A 20372-nucleotide genomic window follows, 5' to 3' on the forward strand; every position below is an offset into this window, starting at 1 on the left:
CATTACAAGCCTGGACATGAAGTCCAGCCGCGCAGGGATATTATGGACAGTGAAATTCCCGACTCCTCATTTTCATGAATAATCGCTAGATAGCCGATTGTTCATCTTCCAGAAAGCCAAAAACATCTTGACGCCTGAAGGCGATTCAAGCGGTTGACTGTGTTTCCAACATTGGAAACGGACTTACGTCAGGGAATGTACGTATGAAGAAGATAGACAGGATAGTCATTGTCGGTTTCGGCAGTATTGCCCAGGCCTTGATGCCATTATTAGTTGCACGGTATGACGCTGAGTTCGTTATTTTTGACAAGGAAGTCGACGTTGACCGGCAGCTGGTTGCTGATGAGTATTCGGCGTGCCTTATTAGAAAGATGATAACGCCGCGTAACTTCAAAGAAGTGCTCGGGCACTATTTGAGTGAACATGCTTTTCTGTTGAATCTGGCGGTTTCGGTTTCGAGTGAAGCCCTGATTGAGCTGGCTCAGAGTTTCCAGGCCCTGTATCTGGACACTTGCATAGAGCCCTGGGAGTACAGCGCAGAGCAGCATTCGAATCTCACGAGTAACTTCTCGTTGCGCGAAAGCCTCAAGGGGTTTTCCGCCAGTCGACCACCCGAAAGTGCGACGGCGATCGTGGCGCACGGCGCCAATCCCGGTTTCATTTCAGTGCTTTTGAAAAAGGCTCTGGTGCAAATGGCCGCTTTGAACGGTATCGCTTTTGAAGGCGGGAACCCTCAAGACTGGGCAATGCTGTCGCAACAACTGGGTATTCGGGTCATACAGGTATCCGAGCGCGACACGCAGTTCGCCAATGTCGAACGATCATCAGGGCATTTCATGTGCACCTGGTCCGTGGATGGCTTGATCACTGAATGTCTGCAGCCTGCGGAAATGGGCTGGGGCAGTCATGAGGCGCACGTGCCTGAAGGCGCAACGTTGAATCGCTATGCGCTGGCAATGAAAGAACAGGGGCGCGAGATCAGGGTCAAGAGCTGGTCGCCGAACTATCTGGACTTTGCCGGCTACTTGCTGACCCACAACGAGTCGTTGTCGATTGCCGAGTATCTGACCCTGGGCGACGCTGCCAACCCGATTTACCGGCCGACGGTCTATTACGCCTACCACCCCTGTGATCAGGCCGTCGAGTCGATGGCTCTGTTGGCCAGTGGTGATGAAGAGCATGTTCTTTCCAAGGAAGTGCTCAAAGGGAACATCACCTCCGGTATCGACGAACTCGGCGTCTTTCTGATCAGCGATAGATACCAGTCCCTGTGGATGGGATCGAACCTGTCGATTGGCAAGGCAAGGAAAATGGCCAGACACAACAGCGCCACCAGCCTGCAAGTGGTGTCGAGCATCGTGGCGGGAATGGCATGGGCGCAGGCCCACCCCAAAGCGGGGGTGCTGGAAAGCGAAAGGCTGGATTGGGAGTTCGTCTACGACATCGTCGAGCAGTATTGGCAACCCATCGTTTTCCAGCAGGTCGATTGGCGGCCGGTAGAGTCCGGTTCCCTGTCGTTCAAGGGCTTTATGGTGTGATCACACCCTCAAAAATCAAGGATGAATGTATGTCGATGTCAATCGGATCGGTAACCCGCACCACACCAGAAGCTTCAGCCGTACTCTCCGGATTCAGGTTCCCGTCGGTAGAGCTGGCAGATTCGGAAAGACAGGAATGGAAAGAGATTTTCTTTGATTCCGTCATCACGGAATACGATGCCCGGCGTCTTTATTGGTACCTTGAGGCTAACTACCCGCAGGTGTTCGCAAGTTTGCAGGATGTACTCAACCCCTGGTTGAAGGATGAGATCGATCACGCCTACGGATTTGCCCTGATCTATGCCGCGTATACCAGCATTCCCTTTGACGAAGTGTCGTTGAGCGTCGAACTCCGGAAGCCGGATTTCAGCATTATCGAGTCAATAGCGGCTGATCCTTTAAAGCTGTTGGTGACACTGGCTTATGACGAAATCATCACCACCCATGTCTACCATCGAAGTATCGAAAGTTATGACCGTTTCGACTCGCAGCAACTATCTGCCTGGATACGAAAGACGAAGAAAGATGAAGTGACTCACTTTTTCTCATTTGTGAAAAAAGCCAGGGAGCTCTTTCCGCACCGAATGGATGAGATCCCGACGATACTCGATGAAATATTCGAGATCGATTTCGAGAAGCCGAGTTACACCGGAACTTTTGTCCTGGATCACAATGCTCCGGATTTCCCGATTGCCAAACATGAAATCAAGGACATGATCATTCCGGCGATCATCAAGAAGTTCAGCGAGTAATCACGTCAGGCTCAAGGAGGGTGTGGCATGGAAGCGGCGTTTTTGAAAAAACGTAATTGGAGTTCCAGAGCGATCTTTGAAGAGATCGATTCCAGTGGGTGGACCAACCCAGGCATCGATGCATCTTTCAAAGAGTTTTTCATGGCCGACCTCGTGTCCGAATACGACTCTGTCAATCTCTATAACTTTCTCTATCCGAGGCGAAAGGACTTCTCACCGTATTTCGTCCAGTACCTGGATTTCTGGTATGCCGATGAGCGCAATCATGCTGACGGTTTTTTTGAACTGAATCGGCTGATTTTCGGCACCGGGGAAGTGGAGCTGGTCGATGCCCTGAAGCGTCGGGTCGGGGATTTTTCAGGCCTGGAAGACATCCTGTCGAGTGAGTTCAATCTGCTGTTGCTGTTTGCTTACGATGAGTATGTCTCGGTCAAGACCTACAAGAAGGACACCTTCTATCAGGGTTTCGGTCATGCAGGATTCAACAACTGGATCAAGAACCTGATCGCCGATGAAGCCATCCATTTCGGCAATGCGGTGAAAATCCTCAAGACCTTCCATGCCGACAAACTGCATCAGGCCGAGAGCGTGTTGAACGCAATCGCGGGTTTTGAGGGTGAAGCTTACAAGAACACGTTTCTGTTCGATCACGACGGGCCGCACTTCCTGCTTGAAAGCGACGAGGTCGGTGGCGCCGTCATTGACGAAATTCTCTCCATATTGCGCAAGAGGTAGCTGTGAAAAAGGAATACTACATAGTCGTGGCTCTTTTGCTGATGATCTTTGGCGAGATCCTGACAATCTACAGCGAGGTGTACGCTTCGAAACTTCCGGGCCGGGTCATGGAGACTCCAGGCATGTTCCTCAAACCGATGATTCTGATCTGTATCGCCGGCATCAGCCTCATTCTGGCCTATTGGATGGGGTATCAGGGAACGGGCAACATCTGGGTCGTGACCGTCGCTTCCTTGACGTTGCTGTTGGTGCTGGAACCCATCGTCATCTACGCCATGCTCCGAGAGTTGCCGGAGCGGGGAGCATTGATCGGTTTCATTCTTGGCGCCGCAGGACTCATTTCAACCGTGGCACTTTAAGCAAAAGGAAATTGTTTATGTCGACGCAAGACACTATCAAGACATGCACGGTATGCGGTTATGAATATGATCCGGCGGTTGGCGATCCGCAGAACGGGATCGCGGCCGGTACACCCTGGGATGACGTACATGACGACTGGCTGTGCCCTGATTGCCAGATGCCCAAGGAGGATTTCGAATAACGGGCGTCAAGCCGACCCACCGTACTTGACGGCTGCCGCGGCGCGCGACGGCACGTTCAAGGTGCGTAGCAGGGAAGACACATGAATCCGCACCGTGAACGGCGAAATATCCAGTTCACGGGCGATTTCCTTGTTGGTCTTGCCCTGGGCGATCAGCCGCAGCACCTCTTGCTGACGCGGGGTGAGGGCGGTGCCGGTGTCCAGCGGCAGCAGGCCGGACGGGGCGAATTTCACCAGTACCTCACCTTCACGAATCGCCCGGATCGCCTGACCGATCTCGTCGGGGGCGATGTTCTTGCCGATAAAACCATCGATGCCGGCGGCCATGACTTCGCCGATCAGCGCTTCGTCATCGACCATCGACACCACGATCAGCGTGGTTCGCGGCAAGCGGCGGCGTAGTTCCGCGAGCTGGCTGACACAGGTCAGGCCGGGAAAGCGCAGGTCGAGGATCAAGGTGTCGGGCTCATCGCCCGCCGGCAACAGGGCAAGCACGCTGTCGAGGTCGCCGGCCTCTTCGATCAGGGCGTCGGGCAGCAAGCGCTGGACGGTGCGCAGCAGCGCTTCGCGAAACAGTGGGTGATCGTCGGCTATGATGATTCGGCACGCCATGGCAAAACCCTCCCTGGGTCAGCATTTCTCACGGCATGCACCTTAGCACCGGGCGAAGGCATTGCCTGTTGATTCGTGCTGTTTATGACGACTGCCGCACAAGGACGTTCCCCCATGAAGTTCGAAAAGAACACTGAGCTCGACCAGGCCAATCTGCGCATCATCATCGCCAGCATTGCGCTGGTTTACATGGCCGTGCTCGGTTTCCTGCCGGGCCAGCGCTTCGATACCTATCTGCCGGTGGTCACCTACATTTCCCTGTTTCTGCTGGCCTCCGTCGTGCTGCGCCAGGCCATCGTGCGCTGGCCGGGGCATTATCCGGCGCGGCGGATTTTCGGCATGCTCCACGATTACACCGGCACCTGTTTCGGGCTGGTGGTCGGCGGCGAGGCGGCGTTGCCCATTTATGCCGTCATGGTCTGGGTCAATCTCGGCAACGGCATGCGTTACGGCTCGCGCTACCTGGCGATCGCCACGGTGTTGGCGTTGCTGGCACTGCTGGCGGTTTATCGGTTGACGCCGTACTGGCAGGCGCAACCGTTCATGGTGTTGATGCTGATGATCACCAGCACGGTGATTCCGGTGTATGCCCACCTGCTGCTGGAGCGTACGCGCAAGGCGTCCGAAGAGGCGGTCGCTGCCAATCTGGAAAAGTCGCGTTTCCTGGCCCAAGCCAGTCATGACTTGCGTCAGCCGATCCATTCCATCGGGTTGTTTACCGCATGCCTGCGCGAATCGAGGCTGGGCGAGGAGGAGCGGCGGCTGGTAGACAGCATCGACCGTTCGCTGCTCAATGTGTCGCAGCTGTTTCGTTCGATCCTCGATCTCTACACCCTCGACAACGGGCGGATTTTGCCCCGGTTGCAGACGCTTGAGCTGGGCGAGTGGCTGGCGGATCTGATCCGCCAGAACGCCGAAGCTGCACGTTGGGCGGGTGTAGAGCTGCGCTTGCGGCGTTGTGAACATTGGGTGCGCACCGATCCGGCGTTGCTCGCGACCATGGTGCAGAACGTGCTCTCCAATTGCTTCAAGTACGGTGCGCACCGACCGGTGCTGATTGGTGTGCGCAAGCGCGGCGCGGGTTTGGCCATCGCGATTTACGACCGCGGCAACGGTATCGCTGAAGAGCATTTGCCCAAGGTATTCGAGGAGTTTTATCGGGTTCGCCAATTGCGCGACAAAGACGTCGAAGGCGTAGGCCTGGGGCTTTCGATTGTCCGGCGATTGGGGCAGCTGATCAGCATCGATGTCGCGATCCGTTCACGATTGGGGCATGGCACGGCGGTGACCTTGCTTGGCCTGCCGCTCGCGCCGCCGCAGATGCCGGTCAATCGTGAAGAGGCTCGGCAAATCGGTTTGCTGACGGGGCTGAAGGTGTGCCTTGTGGAAGATGATCGCAACGTTCTGTTGGCGACCTCGGCGTTGCTCGAGCGTTGGGGCTGCGTTGTGCAGGCCGAACTGAGCGGGCAAGGTCTGGTCACGGACTGCGACATCATCGTGGCCGACTATGACCTCGGCTCCCACAGCACAGGCATCGAGTGTATCGATGAGGTTCGTCGTCAGCGCGGTTATGCGGTTCCGGCCATGATCATCACCGGGCATGACATCGAAAAAATCCAGGCGGCCCTGCATGATCGGCAGATCGCCATTCTGTCCAAGCCGGTACGCCCGGCCGAGCTGCGCGCGACCTTGCGTGCGCTGCGCGACCGGCAGACCGAAGCGGTCAGCGCTTACACAGATAGTCTTGCGTGATGGTGGTTTGCAGGCAGTTGTACTGGCCCATGGTGCGGCAGATGTTTTTCTCCGAGCCCGACACTTCGGCGCTCTTGTAGCCCCAGACCTTGCAACGTCCTTCAGCCGCGGCCAGGCCTTGAGCGGCGGAGGTTTGCCCGCTCTCGAACTGGCCCAGTTCATAGTAGACCTGGACAACGCCGTCGGTCTTGCTGCCGCCGGTGGCTTCCCATTGCTTGGGGGTGGCGCAACCGGTCAGAACGACGGCTGCGAGGCTGAGGGTGGCGATGAGTGTTTTCATGATTGAACGCAATCCTTTACCGGATGAGAAGAGGCACTGGAGCGGTTTTTCTGCGCCGGATTACTGGTACGGAATCGGCGACGCGCCTTTGGGCAGGCAGGACAGCGGAGGCGTCATGATGCCCATGCTGGCCACTGCGATGATCGCGCCGCTGGGCAGTTCGCAGTTGTATTCGCCGGCGGCGGTGTAGGCGGTGTAGTAGGTCAGCGTGCTGTCGTTGCGGATGTTGCCGATCCTGGTGACCGGTTGGCCGATGACTGTCTGGGCACGTTCGCGCATGCTGTCTTCGGTGGGTTTGGCGGTCTGGCAACCGCTGGCCCCGAGGAGCAGGGCACCGAGAACCGTGATCTTGGCGAGGCTGAGCTGCAGTTTCATGGTGTTTCTTCCTTGGTGTTGTTGTTTTTCCAGGCACAACGATCCCGCGCACTGCGCAGCGGCAATGTTGGGGAGCGTCGGGGGTTGCGAGGGAATATAACGCCAGGGATCGGGGTGGTCGATTAGCACAAATGTGCTAGTGCGGCGCAACCAGCGGTGAGCTGATTGCGCCGATAGCGGTTATTGAGGGCTGTTGAACTGGTCGGAATAGCTGCCGCTCATGAGGGCTGAGGCCACCTGGTCGGAGCCGACGCCTGCGCGGGAATAGGCGAGCCGGCTGGCACCGACCTTGTCTGCGCCATCGGCGGCGAGGGCGCCTGCGCCAACGTGATCGGAGCCGTCAGAAGCAACGGCACCTGCGCCGACATGATCGGCACCGTCAGAAGCAACGGCACCTGCGCCGACATGATCGGCACCGTCAGAGGCAACGGCCCCTGCGCCGACATGATCTGAGCCGTCAGAGGCAACAGCGCCTGCGCCAACGTGATCCGCGCCGTCAGAAGCAACTGCACCTGCACCGACATGATCCGATCCGTCAGAAGCTACGGCCCCTGCGCCGACATGATCTGAGCCGTCAGAGGCAACAGCGCCTGCGCCAACGTGATCCGCGCCGTCAGAGGCAACAGCGCCGGCGCCAACGTGATCCGCGCCGTCAGAAGCTACAGCTCCAGCGCCGACATGATCCGCACCATCAGAGGCGACAGCCCCCGCACCCACATGATCCGCCCCATCCGACGCCAATGCCTGCGCCTTCGCAGCCCAGACACTGGGCATTGCCACCGTTGCCGCAACTGCCAGGACAAGGCCCGGCCAAAGCGTGTGCTTCATGATGTTCTCCACGCCCCATCAGCCAAACAGCAACCGAGCATTACCCGTCATGCGTTGCGTGACGGAAGGCTCGTCGGCCCGGGGTCAACCAGATTGGTGAATGGCACGGGGGCACCGGAGGGTGCACGGGTGTCGACGGTTTACAGGAAATCTGGACAGCGAACTGAAAAGTATAGTTCGCCCTTGGCGGGAGGCAGGCTGAAGGGCCGTGAAGGCGATAGTCGGTTAGCTTCCTTGCAGACTGGCGCTAGAAAAAAATCAATCTAAAAACCGCGTAGCGCAATGCAGCGTGTTTGCTAGGCTCAAGAATGTAGGTGAAGACGCAGACTGATGCGCAAGCGGATAGCAAGGGGACGTGGGGCGCGTTCCGAAGGGTACACGGTTAGAAAGATCTCCGCGCTGAGATCCAGCCCTTATGCCGTGTGAAGCAGCCGAGACCGTACCCCTCTCAATTTGGTCCGGTACTGTGAGAAGCCTGATAAACCTTGTAAGCCAGAGACCAGCACTGGCCGCCTACTCAAACACCAAAGCCCGCCTCGTGCGGGCTTTGACGTTTTCCGGCTTTAGATGCTGGCCAGCGCCTGCGCCAGATCCGCACGCAGGTCTTCGATATCCTCAACACCTACCGACAGACGCACCAGGCTGTCACCGATGCCAAGTTTGGCGCGGGTTTCCGCCGGAATGGTCGCGTGAGTCATGATCGCCGGGTGCTCGATCAGGCTTTCCACACCACCGAGGCTTTCGGCCAGGGCGAAGATCTGCACGTTCTCCAGGAAGCGCCGGGCGCCTGCCAGATCACTGTTCAGATCCAGGGAAATCATCCCGCCGAACCCACGCATCTGCCGCTTGGCCAGTTCGTGCTGTGGGTGGGATTCCAGGCCTGGGTAGTAGACGCGTTTGACCTGCGGCTGTTGTTCCAGCCAGCGCGCCAGTTCCAGTGCGTTACTGCAATGACGCTCCATGCGCAGCGCCAGCGTCTTCACGCCGCGCAGGGTGAGGAACGCGTCGAACGGGCCGGAGATGGCACCAACGGCGTTCTGCAGGAAACCCAGGCGTTCGGCCAGTGCTGGATTGTCGCCAACGACCGCGATCCCGCCGATCACGTCGGAGTGACCGTTCAGGTATTTGGTGGTCGAGTGCAGCACGATGTCGAAACCCAGCTCCAGAGGACGCTGAATCCATGGGCTGGCAAAGGTGTTGTCGGCCACGCAGATGATTCCGCGGGCCTTGCAGATGCGCGCGATGGCGGCGAGGTCGGACAGGCTCAGCAGCGGGTTGGTCGGGGTTTCGACCATGACCATGCGCGTGTCGTCCTGCAGCGCCGCTTCTAACGCTGACAGGTCGGCCAGGTCTACGTAGCTGAAACGATGCCCGGCACTGCGCTGGCGCACCTTGTCGAACAGGCGGAACGTGCCGCCGTACAGGTCATTGCCGGACACAATGTGCGAGCCGGCATCGATCAGTTCGAGTACGGTGGAAATCGTCGCCAGCCCGGACGCGAAGGCGAACGCCTGGGTGCCGCCCTCCAGATCCGCCACGCAACGCTCCAGGGCAAAGCGCGTCGGGTTGTGCGAGCGGCCGTAGTCGAAGCCCTTGTGCACGCCGGGGCTGTCTTGCAGGTACGTGGAGTTGGCGTAGATCGGCGGCATCAGCGCGCCGGTGGTCGGATCCGGCGTTTGCCCGGCATGGATCACGCGGGTGGCGAAGCCTTGTTGACGGGCGTTCTTGTCGTGCTGGCTCATGCCAGGGATCTCCGTAATTGATTGAGCATGTCTACGCGGGTGATCAGGCCGTGGAAGCCTGAAGCGTCGGCGATGATGGCCACCAGACCGCTGCTGAGCACGGCTTCCAGTTCAGCCAGCGTCGCGCCGGGGGCGAGGGTTTGCAACTTGTCGGTCATCGCGCTGGAAACGGGTTTGCTGAAGAGCGAAGCGTCTTCGTGCACACGCACCAGAATGTCCGACTCGTCGATCACGCCGACCAGTTGCTTGCCATCCACCAGCACCGGCAGTTGTGAAACGTCGGCCAGGCGCATGCGCTGGAACGCGGTCATCAGCGTATCGTCCGGGCCGACGCTGACGACTTTGCCGTCTTCGAAGCGTCGGGCAATCAGGTCGCGCAGGTCGCCGTAGCGTTTGCGCTGCAGCAGGCCCTGATCGGTCATCCACTGGTCGTTGTAGACCTTCGACAGGTATCGGGTGCCGGTGTCGCAGACGAAGCTGACCACGCGTTTCGGCTCGGTCTGTTCGCGGCAGTAGCGCAGCGCGGCAGCGAGCAGGGTGCCGGTGGACGAACCACCGAGAATGCCTTCAGCTTTCAGCAGCTGACGGGCGTGATCGAAGCTTTCTTCGTCGCTGATCGAGTAGGCGCTGCGCACGCTCGACAGGTCGGTGATCGACGGAATGAAGTCCTCGCCGATGCCTTCCACCGCCCACGAACCTGCGGTGCCGAGATGTTTGCTACGGCTGTATTCAGCCATCACCGAACCGACCGGATCGGCCAGGACCATTTCCAGATCCGGTTGCACGCGCTTGAAGAAGCGGGTCAGGCCGGTCAGCGTGCCGGCCGAGCCGACGCCGACCACGATCGCGTCGAGGTCATGCTCGGTCTGGGCCCAGATTTCCGGTCCGGTGCTGCACTCGTGGGCCAGTGGGTTGGCGGGGTTGTTGAACTGGTCGGCGAAGAACGCGCCGGGAATGTCCTTGGCCAGACGCGCGGCGACATCCTGGTAGTACTCGGGATGACCCTTGCCGACATCGGAGCGGGTGATGTGCACTTCGGCGCCCATGGCTTTGAGATGCAGGACTTTTTCGGTGGACATTTTGTCCGGCACCACCAGCACGACGCGGTAGCCCTTGGCGCGGCCGACCAGGGCCAGGCCCAGCCCGGTGTTGCCGGCGGTGGCTTCGACGATCGTGCCGCCGGGTTGCAGGCGACCATCGCGCTCAGCGGCGTCGATCATGGCCAGACCGATGCGGTCCTTGATCGAACCGCCGGGGTTTTGTGATTCGAGTTTGAGAAACAGGGTGCAGGGACCGGTATCGAAGCGGGTGACTTGTACCAGCGGCGTATTGCCGATCAGCCCAAGTACGGCAGGGCGTGAATCCTTTGACATCTCTTCACCTCTTTGTGGTGTTGATCGCGTTCCATTCGCGGGGAAAAAGCTCGCGTGCAACATAGGCTCAGACCTGCGCTGTCGCAACCTTTAAACGGCCGGAAATACTGCCATTTCGATCTAACGATAGAACGAAATCGGAGAGGGGAAGGAAGTGATTTGCAGGGGTTTATACGCAGGCGTCATCGAGTATTGAAAGGGCGTCTTCAGCGTCACGAAGCGCTTGATCCGGTAGTAAAAATCTTGCAGCGAAAAATGCTGATTGATTGCTCGTCTGAATGTGAAATGCACACAGCCGCAAGTCACGTCATACCAATCTCAGGTGCCGGGCAGATTTTTTGCCGCGATTTACCGGGTATGCAGCGTTTGCAATCCCGCGCGATGCACGATTAATATACGATCCATATACACTTCGTATCGGATATTGCCATGGGCATCGTAAAGATTTCAGAGGACATGCACGAAAATCTGCGCATCTCCAGCAACGCACTCAGCCGCTCGATCAACGCGCAGGCCGAACACTGGATGCGCATCGGCATGCTCGCCGAGCTGTATCCCGACCTTGATCACCACGCCATTTGCCGGTTGCTGATCCGCGCCGAACAATCGGGCGGTCTGGATCTGCAGCAAGTCTGTGCCCTGGCCGATGCCGCGCAGAACGCCTCGGTCAAAGAGGCGGCCAAGGCATGAGAAACCCGATCAAGATCAACACCCACGCCGAAATCGCCCAATCCCGTGAGGCCGGCAAACTGGCCGCCGAGGTGCTGGCGATGCTGGTGCCGCACGTCAAGGCTGGCGTGACGACCGATCAGCTCGACCAGTTGTGCAACGACTACATCGTCAATGTGCAGAAAGCCATTCCGGCCAACGTCGGTTACCACGGCTTCCCGAAAACCGTCTGCGCGTCAGTCAACGAAGTGGTGTGCCATGGCATTCCTTCCAAGCGCGTGCTGAAGGACGGCGACATCGTCAATCTCGACATCGCCGTGATCAAGGACGGCTGGTTCGGCGATACCAGCCGCATGTACGTGGTCGGCGAAACGACGCCCGAGGCGCGGCACCTGATCAAGACCACTTACGACGCCATGTGCGCGGGTATTCGCGTCGTGCGGCCGGGCGCTACGCTGGGCGACATTGGCCATGCGATTCAAAGTCTGGCGGAAAAAGAAGGGTTCAGCGTGGTGCGCGAGTACTGCGGGCACGGGATCGGCAAGGTTTATCACGATGAACCGCAGGTGCTGCATTACGGTTATCCGGAGCAGGGCTTGAAGCTGAAGGCGGGGATGATTTTCACCATCGAGCCGATGCTCAATGCGGGCAAGCGCCATGTGAAGAGCCTGGCGGATGGCTGGACGGTGGTGACCAAGGATCAATCGTTGTCGGCGCAGTGGGAGCACATGATTGCGGTGACTGATGACGGATTCGAAGTTTTGACGGCTTGGCCTGACGAAATTGATGGGTTTGCGCCGATCAACTGATACCGAGTCGCCTGCTGGCCCTCACCCCAGCCCTCTCCCGGAGGGAGAGGGAGCCGATTGGGGAATATTGGAGAATTACGCCGACCTGAAAACTCCGCGGTGAATCCATAATCGCCGCCGACCAGAATGCTGTGCCAAATCCACAATCGACTCGGTTTTTCAGGTCGATGTACAGCGCAAGACACCTCGGTCGGCTCCCTCTCCCTCCGGGAGAGGGCTGGGGTGAGGGCGGGCAGGCGACTCGGTGTTAATGAGCCCCCGCCGCTTTGTTCAAATCGCTCTCCGCCCACTCCGTATAAACGCAAGCATCCGCCGTCGCCCAACGCACCCGAACCGGATCTCCAGTCTTCAACGGCATCCCCGCCGCCGACAGCGCCTTCACCGTCATCGAAGTCCCGCCCGAAGTCACCACACTGCAGGTCTGACTTTCCCCCAGAAACAACACCTCGACCACCTTCGCCGAAACCTCATTCCAGCCCGCCGCCAACGGCTCACTCGCCGCCTGCTGCACACTCAACGCCAACGCCTTTTCCGGACGCACCATCAGCAGCACATCCTGCCCGGTCTGCAATCCTGCGGTGAGACGGATCGACAGCGACTGCTCCTCAAAACTCGCCGCCGCATTGCCCTGCGCCTTGAGCTTGAGGAAATTCGAGTTGCCGAGGAACGACGCCACAAATGCATTCGGCGGATTCTGATAAAGGTCATAACCGCTGCCGAGCCCGACAATCTTGCCGTGACTGAAAATCGCGATGCGCTGGGACAGGCGCATGGCTTCTTCCTGATCGTGGGTTACATAGACGATGGTGATGCCGAGGCGGCGGTGCAGTTGGCGCAATTCATCCTGCAGGTCTTCGCGAAGTTTCTTGTCCAGCGCACCGAGTGGTTCGTCCATCAGCAGAATACGTGGCTCGTAAACCAGCGCCCGTGCAATGGCGACCCGTTGCTGCTGGCCGCCGGACAGTTGCGAAGGACGACGATGGGCGAACTGTTCCAACTGCACCAGCTTCAACATCGCATCGACGCGTTTATCACGCTCGGCTGCAGCGAGTTTGCGGATCGCCAGCGGAAACGCGATGTTGTCGCGCACCGACAGATGCGGGAACAGCGAATAACGCTGGAACACCATGCCGATGTCGCGCTTGTGCGGCGGCACGTTCACCAGCGACTGGCCGTTGACCAGGATCTCGCCGCTGCTCGGCGTTTCGAAACCGGCGAGCATCGACAGCGTGGTGCTTTTGCCCGAGCCGCTGGAGCCGAGGAAGGTCAGGAATTCGCCGTCCTTGATGTCCAGCGAGATGTTGTCCACGGCCGCGAAATCGCCGTAGTGCTTGTTCAGGTTGCGCAGGCTGACCAGGGGTTTGTCGTTCTGCTGGGATGCGTCTTTGATCACGGCACTCATGTCGTACTCCTGGGCGCTCAGGCGCTGATTTCGTTGCGCCGGCGCAGAGCGGCGGCGATCACCATGACCAATACCGACAGGCCGATCAGCAGCGTCGAGGCGACGGCGATCACGGGCGTCAGGTCCTGGCGCAGGGTGGTCCACATTTTCACGGGAAGGGTTTGCAGGGTCGGGCTGGCCATCATCACGCTGAGCACCACTTCGTCCCACGAAACCAGGAAGGCGAAGAGGGCGCCGGCCACCATCCCCGGACGAATCGCCGGGAAGGTCACCTTGAACACCGCTTGCAGGCGTGACGCACCGCAGATCACCGCTGCGTCTTCAATCGACTGATCGAACAGCTTCAGCGAGTTGATGATCGAGATGATGGTGAACGGTAGCGCGACGATCACATGGCTGACGACGAAGGCGAACATCGTCCCGGTGTAGCCGAGCTTGAGGAACAGCGCGTACACCGCCACGGCGATGATCACCAGCGGCACGATCATCGGCAGGGTGAACAGGCCGTAGAGCATTTCCCGGCCGGGGAAGCGTCCGCGCACCAGCGCAAAGGCCGTCGGCAAACCGAGGGCGACGGCGCAGATTGTGGTCAGCACCGCGACCTTGAGGCTGGCCAGCGCTGCGCTCATCCAGTCGGCATTGGAGAAAAACTGCACGTACCATTTCAGCGTCCAGCCCGGTGGCGGGAACACCAGCCACTGGGACGAACCGAACGACAGCAGGACGATGAACACAATCGGCAACAGCAGGAACAGGCCGATCAACCCGGTGGTGAAATACAGGCCGAAGCGCATCCGGCGACTCATGGCATTGGGCGTCAGGAGCATCTCGGCTTACCTCGCGTGACTGGCGCCAACCGGGGATTCCGGCTGCAGCTTCAGGTAGACGTAGAACAGCACCAGCGTAATGACGATCAGCAACGCGGCGCCGGCGCTGGCCAGGCCCCAGTTGAGGAACGACTGCACCTGCTGAATGATGAATTCCGGCAGCATCATGTTCTGCGCCCCGCCCAGCAGCGCCGGGGTGACGTAGTAACCGAGCGACATCACGAACACCATCAACCCGCCGGACGCCAGACCCGGCCGGCACAGCGGCAGGAACACCCGGAAGAAGTTGGTCCAGGGACTTGCGCCACAGATCGAGCCGGCCTGCAGGATCATCGGGTCGATGGCCTGCATGGTCGCCTGCAACGGCAGCACGATGAACGGAATCATGATGTAGCTCATGCCGATCACTACGCCGGTCAGGTTGTGCACCATTTCCAGCGGCTGATCGATGATGCCCATGGCCATCAAGGCTTTATTGATGACGCCCGAAGCCTGCAACAGCACCAGCCAGGAATAGGTGCGGGCGAGGAGGCTTGTCCACATCGACAGCAGCACGATGTTGAGGATCCAGCGGCCCCAGCCACGCGGCACCAGGGTGATTGCCCAGGCCAGCGGGAAGCCCAGCAGCAGGCTGAACACCGTCACCAGTCCCGCCACCGAGAAGGTGTTGAACAGCACCCGTGCATACGCCGAGTTGGCGAACAGTTGTTCATAGTTGCCGAGGCCCGGCACCGGTTCCAGCACGCCGCGCAGCAACAAACCAATCAGCGGGGCGAGAAAGAACAGACCGAGGAACAGCAGTGCCGGCGCGAGGTTGCCGGCGCCGCGCCAGCGTTGCTTGAGGGACGGGGCTTGCGCCATGGCACTCGCCTTGCCGGATGCCAGGCCGGCAGCGCTTGCGGCGCTCCCGGTGGCAGTGGAGGGACGGGACGCGGTGGCCGCCATTTTCATTTGACCAGCCATTCGTTCCACCGTGTCGCGATGGCCGGACCGTTCTTGGCCCAGTACGCGAAATCAAGAGTGATCTGATCCTTAGCGTAGGCAGTCGGCAGGTTCGGGGCCAGCGTCGAATCCAGACGCTGCACACTGTCGACGTTGACCGGGGCGTAGGCGGTCAGGTTGGAGAAGTCGGCCTGGCCCTTCGCGCTACTGGCGCTGGCCAGAAACTTCATCGCCGCGTCCTTGTTTTTCGCGCCCTTTGGCACGACCAGAATGTCGGCCATGACCAGGTTCTGTTTCCAGCTCACGCCGACCGGTGCGCCGTCTTCCTGCAGGGCATGAATCCGGCCGTTCCAGAACTGGCCCATGCTCGCTTCACCGGAGGCCAGCAGTTGCTGCGACTGCGCGCCACCGCCCCACCAGACGATGTCTTTCTTGATGGTGTCGAGTTTCTTGAAGGCGCGATCCAGGTCCAGCGGGTAAAGCTTGTCGGCCGGCACGCCGTCGGCGAGCAGGGCGAGCTCAAGCACGCCGGGACTTGGCCATTTGTACAGGGCGCGTTTGCCGGGGAAGGTCTTGGTGTCGAACAGCGCGCTCCAGTCCTGCGGCTTGTTGGCGCCGAGTTTGCCCTCGTTGTAGCCGAGGACGAAGGAGAAGAAGAACGAGCCGACGCCGTAGTCGCTGACGAAACGCGGGTCGATCTTGTCGCGCTGGATCTGTTTGAAATCGAGGGGTTCGAGCAGGCCTTCGGCGGCGGCGCGCAGAGCGAAGTCGGCTTCGACGTCGACCACGTCCCATTGCACGTTGCCGCTTTCGACCATAGCCTTGAGTTTGCCGTAGTCGGTCGGGCCGTCCTGCACGACGGTGATGCCGCTGGCCTTGCTGAACGGATCGGCCCAGGCCTGTTTCTGCGCATCCTGGGTGCTACCGCCCCAGCTGACAAAGTTCACACTCTCGGCGGCCATCGCGGCCTGGCCGGTCACGCTCAGCAGTCCCGCAAGAAAGATCGCGGTTGCAGCTTTGTTCAACACCATTTTTACGCCCTCATTGTTGTGTTTTTGAGCGGGCTTGCGTTGTTGCCCGCCTGTCGGGAGCAGTAGCTGGACGGTTTTTCAAGTCGTCCGGTCTATGGAATATCATATTATGGTATTCCAAACTTTGTGCAAGCACTTTGCCGTACCGGCTATCTGGCAAACAGGGTCATTCGGTGAATGGAATGCTCTCAACTACCTCAAGATCGTACCCAGTCAACCCGGCATACTTCAGCGGCGGGCCCAAGTGGCGCAGCTTGCCGACGCCCAGGTTCTGCAGAATCTGCGCCCCGGTGCCGACTTCCGAATAGATCCGCGATTGCGAGCGACTGAACTGTCGAGGCGGCTGAGTCAGTTGCGGAATGCGCTCCAGCAGCGCCTGGGAAGACTCATGATTGGCCAGCACCACGACCACGCCATGCCCTTCGGCCGCGACCCGTTGCAGCGCTGCCCACAACGTCCAGTTCGTCGGCCCGCTGTACTCGGCGCCGACCAGATCGCGCAGCGGATCAATCACATGCACGCGCACCAGCGTGGGCTCTTCGCGGCGCAGCTCACCCATGACCATCGCCATGTGCACGCCGCCCTCGATGCGATCTTCGAAAGTGATCAAACGGAAGGTGCCATGCACCGTCGGCAACTCGCGTTCACCGATGCGCTCAATGGTGTGTTCGGTGCTCAGGCGATAGTGGATCAGGTCGGCGATGGTGCCGATCTTGATCCCGTGTTTGCGGGCGAAGACTTCCAGATCCGGACGACGGGCCATGGTGCCGTCGTCGTTCATCACTTCGACGATCACCGAGGCTGGCGTGAAACCGGCCAGCCGCGCCAGATCACAACCAGCCTCGGTGTGACCGGCGCGGGTCAACACACCACCTTCCTTGGCGCGCAACGGAAAGATATGGCCTGGCTGCACCAGGTCTTCTGCGCGTGCGTTCGGCGCCACCGCAGCGGCCACCGTACAGGCGCGGTCGGCTGCGGAAATGCCAGTAGTCACACCGACCGCCGCTTCGATGGAAACCGTGAACGCGGTGCTGAACACGCTGCCATTGCTCGGCACCATCTGCTCCAGCCCCAGACGCTGGCAATGATCGTCAGTCAACGTCAGGCAGATCAGCCCCCGAGCCTCACGGGCCATGAAACTGATTGCCTCGGGCGTGCAACGGTCGGCGGCCAGCAACAGGTCGCCTTCGTTTTCCCGGTCTTCGTCATCGACCAGCAACACCATTTTGCCAAGACGATAATCTTCGATGATTTCTTCGATGCTGTTGAAGGCCATGCTGGACTCTCGATGTGGATGAAATTCGTGGTATACCATAATACAAAATCAACCAAGAGGTCACTATGAAGGCGTACTGGATTGCTCACGTGGACATCACCGATCCCGATCACTACAGCCAATACACCCAGCGCGCGCCGAAAGCGTTCGCCGAGTTCGGCGCGAAGTTCTTGGCCAGAGGCGGGCGCAGCGAAGCAATGGAAGGGCGGACGACGCCGCAGCGCAGCGTGGTGATCGAGTTCGACAGCTACGAGAAGGCGGTGGCGTGCTATCGCTCGGCGGCGTATCAGGAAGCGAAAAGCTATCGCGAGGAGTGGGCGCGGGCGGAGATCGTTATTGTGGAAGGGATGGTGCCGTAACGACTTGCTTTGATCGTTCCCACGCTCTGCGTGGGAATGCAGCCCGGGACGCTCCGCGTCCCTTCCACAGCCGAACGCGGAGCGTCCGTTGAGGCATTCCCACGCGGAGCGTGGGAACGATCAGACGGCGCGGGCAGCACGATCAACGCATGAAATGAATCTTGCCGCTGTCGTCATTGCCCATGTACATGCCATACACCCCGGCCTGGCGTTCCTCGATGTAGCGTTCGAGGATCTGCCGGATCGCCGGGTAGTAGATCTGCTCCCACGGGATGTCTTCGGGGGCGAAGAATTTGCAGGCGAGGGTTTCCGGGCCGTACTGGCCGGTGATCTCCAGCGCGAGGGCGCGGAAGATGATGTAGACCTCGCTGATCTTCGGCACGCTGAAAATTGAATACGGCGAGACGATTTCCGCGCGCACGCCGCTTTCTTCCCAGACTTCGCGCAGGGCCGCCTGTTCGGTGGTTTCGCCGCTTTCCATGAAACCGGCGGGCAGGGTCCAGGTGCCGGGGCGCGGGGGAATCGCCCGTTGGCACAAGAGGTACTTGCCGTCCTGCTCGATGATGCAGCCGGCGATGATCTTCGGGTTTACATAGTGGATGTAGCCGCAACCGCGGCACATCAGGCGCTCGTGCGTATCGCCCGGCGGCACTTGCTGACCGAGGTCAGCGCCACCGCATTTCGGGCAAAAGCTCGGGCTGAACATGTCAGTGACCTATGCGCGGTTCTTTCAGCGCGATGGGCAGGGTGATTGGCGGTGTGTCGCCGGTCTCTTCCTGTTTGCGCTTGAGGTAATCGAGAGCGACGGCAGCCGCAGCGCGCACGTGATCGACGCACGCCTGATGCGCCGCCAGCGGATCGCCGCTCTTGATCGCCTCAACCATTTTTTCCATCTCGTGATTGCTGGCGCCGCGACGGTTTTCCTGGGACACCGACGTTGCGCGCAAGTAGCTGATACGCGCCTGCAACTGACGCAGCTGAGTGGCTGCGACATGGTTGCCGGAACCTTCCAGCAGCACGTCGTAGAAACCCTGCACCGAGTCGATCACCTGCTGCAACTCGCCGTCCTTGAGCGCCTTGCGGTTCTCGTCGAGGGCTTTTTCCAGGGCCTTGATGTCCTTGGCCTTGGCGCGCAGGGTGAACAGCTGGACGATCAGGCCTTCGAGCACGCAACGCAGCTCATAAATGTCGACGGCATCGGCGAGGGTGATGATCGCCACGCGCGGGCCCTTGGCGTCGGCGAATTCCACCAGGCCTTCGGATTCGAGGTGACGCAAGGCTTCACGCACCGACGTACGGCTCACGCCCAGGCGATCGCACAGATCGCGCTCCACCAGGCGATCGCCCGGCAGCAGCTGGAAGTTCATGATGGCGCTTCGCAGTTTATCCAGCACGATTTCGCGCAGGGTGACGGGGTTGCGATTGACCTTGAAGCTGTCGTCGAGTGGCAGGCGTTTCATGGGGTCCGCTCTTTAAGGTGGCTGTCCATGCCAGACGGGCATCAAAACAGCCGAGGGGTTAACTGGAGGCCTCGGCGTCGGCTTCGGCGAAGGCTTCACGGGCGAGCCGGAAACTGTCCACGGCTGCCGGGACGCCGCAATAAATACCGACCTGAAGCAGAATTTCGCGTATTTGCTCACGACTCAGGCCGTTACGCAAGGCGCCGCGCACATGCAGTTTCAGTTCGTGCGGGCGGTTGAGCGCCGAGATCATCGCCAGGTTGATCATGCTGCGCTCCTTGAGCGACAGGCCGTCGCGTCCCCAGACGTGGCCCCAGCAGTATTCGGTGACCATTTCCTGCAGCGGGCGGGTGAAGTCGTCGGCGTTCTCGATCGAGCGCTGCACATAGGCTTCGCCCAGCACCTGGGTGCGGATCTTCAGGCCCTTTTCATACTTCTCGTTACTCATCATTTCCCCTCACACCACAAATCCCCTTGTGGGAGCTGGCTTGCCAGCGATGACGGCATCACATTCGACATCTATGCTGGCTGATCCACCGCCATCGCTGGCAAGCCAGCTCCCACAGGGTTTTGCATTGTTCCGTCAGGCCAGTGTCGGCAACGCGCCGAGCTTGCCCTTGTGATAGATCATCGGCGTCACCGGTTGCTCCGGCAGGATCAGGTTCTTCACCGCGCCGACGATGATCGCGTGATCGCCGCCGTCGTATTCGCGCCATAGTTCGCACTCGATGATCGCCGTGGCCTTGGCGAGGATCGGGTTACCGAGCTCGCTCAAATGCCACTCGATGCCGTTGGCCTTGTCCTTGCCTTTGCCGGCAAAGGCGTAGGCCTCGGCGGTCTGGTCGGCGGACAGCAAATGGATCGCGAAACGCTTGCTGTCGCGCAACACCGGGTAGGTGTCGGAGGCGTAGTTGGGGCAGAACAGCACCAGCGCCGGATCAATCGACAGCGCGCTGAAGGCGCTGGCGGTGATGCCGACGATGCCGCCGTCCGGGTCGAGGGTGGTGACCACCGTGACCCCGGACGGAAACGAGCTCATGACGTCTTTGTAAATGCCGGGTTCGATCAT

General features: G+C 59.8%; 24 protein-coding genes. 9 read left to right on the forward strand and 15 right to left on the reverse strand.

Annotation, left to right across the window (positions count from 1 at the left end; all coding sequences use genetic code 11):
- Nucleotides 1-203 precede the first annotated feature (203 nt).
- From AWU82_RS09805 to AWU82_RS09825, 5 genes are read left to right on the forward strand one after another with little or no spacing between them, the layout of a single operon-like run.
- On the forward strand, nt 204-1538 hold the full coding sequence (locus AWU82_RS09805) for a saccharopine dehydrogenase C-terminal domain-containing protein (RefSeq protein WP_064380459.1): 1335 nt from the start codon (nt 204-206) through the stop codon (nt 1536-1538).
- A gap of 29 nt (nt 1539-1567) precedes the next feature.
- Nucleotides 1568-2290 carry a hypothetical protein gene (locus tag AWU82_RS09810; protein WP_064380457.1) on the forward strand — a complete coding sequence of 241 codons (723 nt, stop codon included), beginning with the start codon at nt 1568-1570 and terminating at the stop codon, nt 2288-2290.
- A 27-nt stretch (nt 2291-2317) separates the two neighbouring features.
- Nucleotides 2318-3025 (forward strand): hypothetical protein, encoded by a 708-nt coding sequence (locus AWU82_RS09815; RefSeq protein ID WP_223290688.1) that lies wholly within the window; start codon nt 2318-2320, stop codon nt 3023-3025.
- Between the two features lie 20 nt (nt 3026-3045).
- Nucleotides 3046-3384: a hypothetical protein gene (locus AWU82_RS09820; protein WP_084777076.1), complete on the forward strand. Its 339-nt coding sequence runs from the start codon at nt 3046-3048 to the stop codon at nt 3382-3384.
- A 17-nt stretch (nt 3385-3401) separates the two neighbouring features.
- Nucleotides 3402-3566 (forward strand): rubredoxin, encoded by a 165-nt coding sequence (locus AWU82_RS09825; RefSeq protein ID WP_064380452.1) that lies wholly within the window; start codon nt 3402-3404, stop codon nt 3564-3566.
- Nucleotides 3567-3572: 6 nt separating this feature from the next.
- On the opposite strand, the gene AWU82_RS09830 is transcribed toward AWU82_RS09825, so the two are convergent.
- Nucleotides 3573-4178, reverse strand: coding sequence for a LuxR C-terminal-related transcriptional regulator (locus AWU82_RS09830; protein WP_064380450.1), 606 nt, complete (start codon nt 4176-4178; stop codon nt 3573-3575).
- Nucleotides 4179-4292: 114 nt separating this feature from the next.
- Between AWU82_RS09830 and AWU82_RS09835 the strand changes: the two genes are divergently transcribed.
- Nucleotides 4293-5930, forward strand: coding sequence for an ATP-binding response regulator (locus AWU82_RS09835; protein ID WP_064380448.1), 1638 nt, complete (start codon nt 4293-4295; stop codon nt 5928-5930).
- On the opposite strand, the gene yecR is transcribed toward AWU82_RS09835, so the two are convergent.
- The 5 genes from yecR to AWU82_RS09860 form a co-directional block, all read right to left on the reverse strand.
- The gene (yecR, locus tag AWU82_RS09840; RefSeq protein WP_064380447.1) at nt 5902-6210 is read right to left on the reverse strand and encodes a YecR family lipoprotein; all 309 of its coding nucleotides are present in this window, start codon (nt 6208-6210) and stop codon (nt 5902-5904) included. The genes AWU82_RS09835 and yecR overlap by 29 nt on opposite strands.
- A 60-nt stretch (nt 6211-6270) precedes the next feature.
- The gene (locus AWU82_RS09845; RefSeq protein ID WP_064380445.1) at nt 6271-6585 is read right to left on the reverse strand and encodes a hypothetical protein; all 315 of its coding nucleotides are present in this window, start codon (nt 6583-6585) and stop codon (nt 6271-6273) included.
- A gap of 218 nt (nt 6586-6803) precedes the next feature.
- The gene (locus AWU82_RS09850; RefSeq protein WP_064380442.1) at nt 6804-7109 is read right to left on the reverse strand and encodes a hypothetical protein; all 306 of its coding nucleotides are present in this window, start codon (nt 7107-7109) and stop codon (nt 6804-6806) included.
- A gap of 867 nt (nt 7110-7976) precedes the next feature.
- On the reverse strand, nt 7977-9155 hold the full coding sequence (locus AWU82_RS09855; RefSeq protein ID WP_064380440.1) for a cystathionine gamma-synthase: 1179 nt from the start codon (nt 9153-9155) through the stop codon (nt 7977-7979).
- On the reverse strand, nt 9152-10528 hold the full coding sequence (locus AWU82_RS09860; protein ID WP_007957391.1) for a pyridoxal-phosphate dependent enzyme: 1377 nt from the start codon (nt 10526-10528) through the stop codon (nt 9152-9154). Before AWU82_RS09860 ends, AWU82_RS09855 begins: the two co-directional genes overlap by 4 nt.
- 429 nt (nt 10529-10957) lie before the next feature.
- Between AWU82_RS09860 and AWU82_RS09865 the strand changes: the two genes are divergently transcribed.
- Nucleotides 10958-11218, forward strand: a complete 261-nt coding sequence (locus AWU82_RS09865) for a ParD-like family protein (RefSeq protein ID WP_011334623.1) — start codon at nt 10958-10960, stop codon at nt 11216-11218.
- Nucleotides 11215-12006: a type I methionyl aminopeptidase gene (gene map, locus AWU82_RS09870; RefSeq protein WP_064380438.1), complete on the forward strand. Its 792-nt coding sequence runs from the start codon at nt 11215-11217 to the stop codon at nt 12004-12006. Before AWU82_RS09865 ends, map begins: the two co-directional genes overlap by 4 nt.
- Nucleotides 12007-12253: 247 nt before the next feature.
- Here map and AWU82_RS09875 read toward each other — a convergent pair whose 3' ends face one another.
- The 5 genes from AWU82_RS09875 to ribBA all read right to left on the reverse strand — a co-directional run bounded on the left by AWU82_RS09875 (nt 12254) and on the right by ribBA (nt 17484).
- Nucleotides 12254-13408, reverse strand: coding sequence for an ABC transporter ATP-binding protein (locus AWU82_RS09875; RefSeq protein ID WP_064380435.1), 1155 nt, complete (start codon nt 13406-13408; stop codon nt 12254-12256).
- Nucleotides 13409-13425: 17 nt separating this feature from the next.
- On the reverse strand, nt 13426-14235 hold the full coding sequence (locus tag AWU82_RS09880) for an ABC transporter permease (RefSeq protein ID WP_007957396.1): 810 nt from the start codon (nt 14233-14235) through the stop codon (nt 13426-13428).
- A gap of 6 nt (nt 14236-14241) precedes the next feature.
- A complete protein-coding gene (locus AWU82_RS09885; protein ID WP_064380433.1) occupies nt 14242-15186 on the reverse strand; it encodes an ABC transporter permease in 945 nt (314 codons plus the stop codon).
- The gene (locus AWU82_RS09890; RefSeq protein WP_064380432.1) at nt 15183-16208 is read right to left on the reverse strand and encodes an ABC transporter substrate-binding protein; all 1026 of its coding nucleotides are present in this window, start codon (nt 16206-16208) and stop codon (nt 15183-15185) included. Before AWU82_RS09890 ends, AWU82_RS09885 begins: the two co-directional genes overlap by 4 nt.
- Nucleotides 16209-16374: 166 nt before the next feature.
- Nucleotides 16375-17484, reverse strand: a complete 1110-nt coding sequence (gene ribBA / locus AWU82_RS09895) for a bifunctional 3,4-dihydroxy-2-butanone-4-phosphate synthase/GTP cyclohydrolase II (protein ID WP_064380429.1) — start codon at nt 17482-17484, stop codon at nt 16375-16377.
- A gap of 65 nt (nt 17485-17549) precedes the next feature.
- On the opposite strand from ribBA, the gene AWU82_RS09900 reads away from it, so the two are divergent.
- Entirely contained in the window at nt 17550-17843 is a 294-nt protein-coding gene (locus tag AWU82_RS09900; RefSeq protein WP_064380426.1) for a DUF1330 domain-containing protein, read from the forward strand.
- 142 nt (nt 17844-17985) lie between these two features.
- Here the strand turns inward: AWU82_RS09900 and AWU82_RS09905 are convergent, their stop codons facing one another.
- The 4 genes from AWU82_RS09905 to AWU82_RS09920 all read right to left on the reverse strand — a co-directional run bounded on the left by AWU82_RS09905 (nt 17986) and on the right by AWU82_RS09920 (nt 20372).
- On the reverse strand, nt 17986-18549 hold the full coding sequence (locus AWU82_RS09905; RefSeq protein WP_007957402.1) for an NUDIX hydrolase: 564 nt from the start codon (nt 18547-18549) through the stop codon (nt 17986-17988).
- A 1-nt stretch (nt 18550) separates the two neighbouring features.
- A complete protein-coding gene (locus tag AWU82_RS09910; RefSeq protein WP_039766879.1) occupies nt 18551-19303 on the reverse strand; it encodes a GntR family transcriptional regulator in 753 nt (250 codons plus the stop codon).
- 58 nt (nt 19304-19361) lie between these two features.
- Nucleotides 19362-19751: a carboxymuconolactone decarboxylase family protein gene (locus tag AWU82_RS09915; protein ID WP_064384063.1), complete on the reverse strand. Its 390-nt coding sequence runs from the start codon at nt 19749-19751 to the stop codon at nt 19362-19364.
- A gap of 135 nt (nt 19752-19886) precedes the next feature.
- Nucleotides 19887-20372 (reverse strand): flavin reductase family protein, encoded by a 486-nt coding sequence (locus tag AWU82_RS09920; RefSeq protein WP_064380424.1) that lies wholly within the window; start codon nt 20370-20372, stop codon nt 19887-19889.

Source organism: Pseudomonas glycinae, assembly GCF_001594225.2.
Taxonomy (GTDB): domain Bacteria; phylum Pseudomonadota; class Gammaproteobacteria; order Pseudomonadales; family Pseudomonadaceae; genus Aquipseudomonas; species Aquipseudomonas glycinae.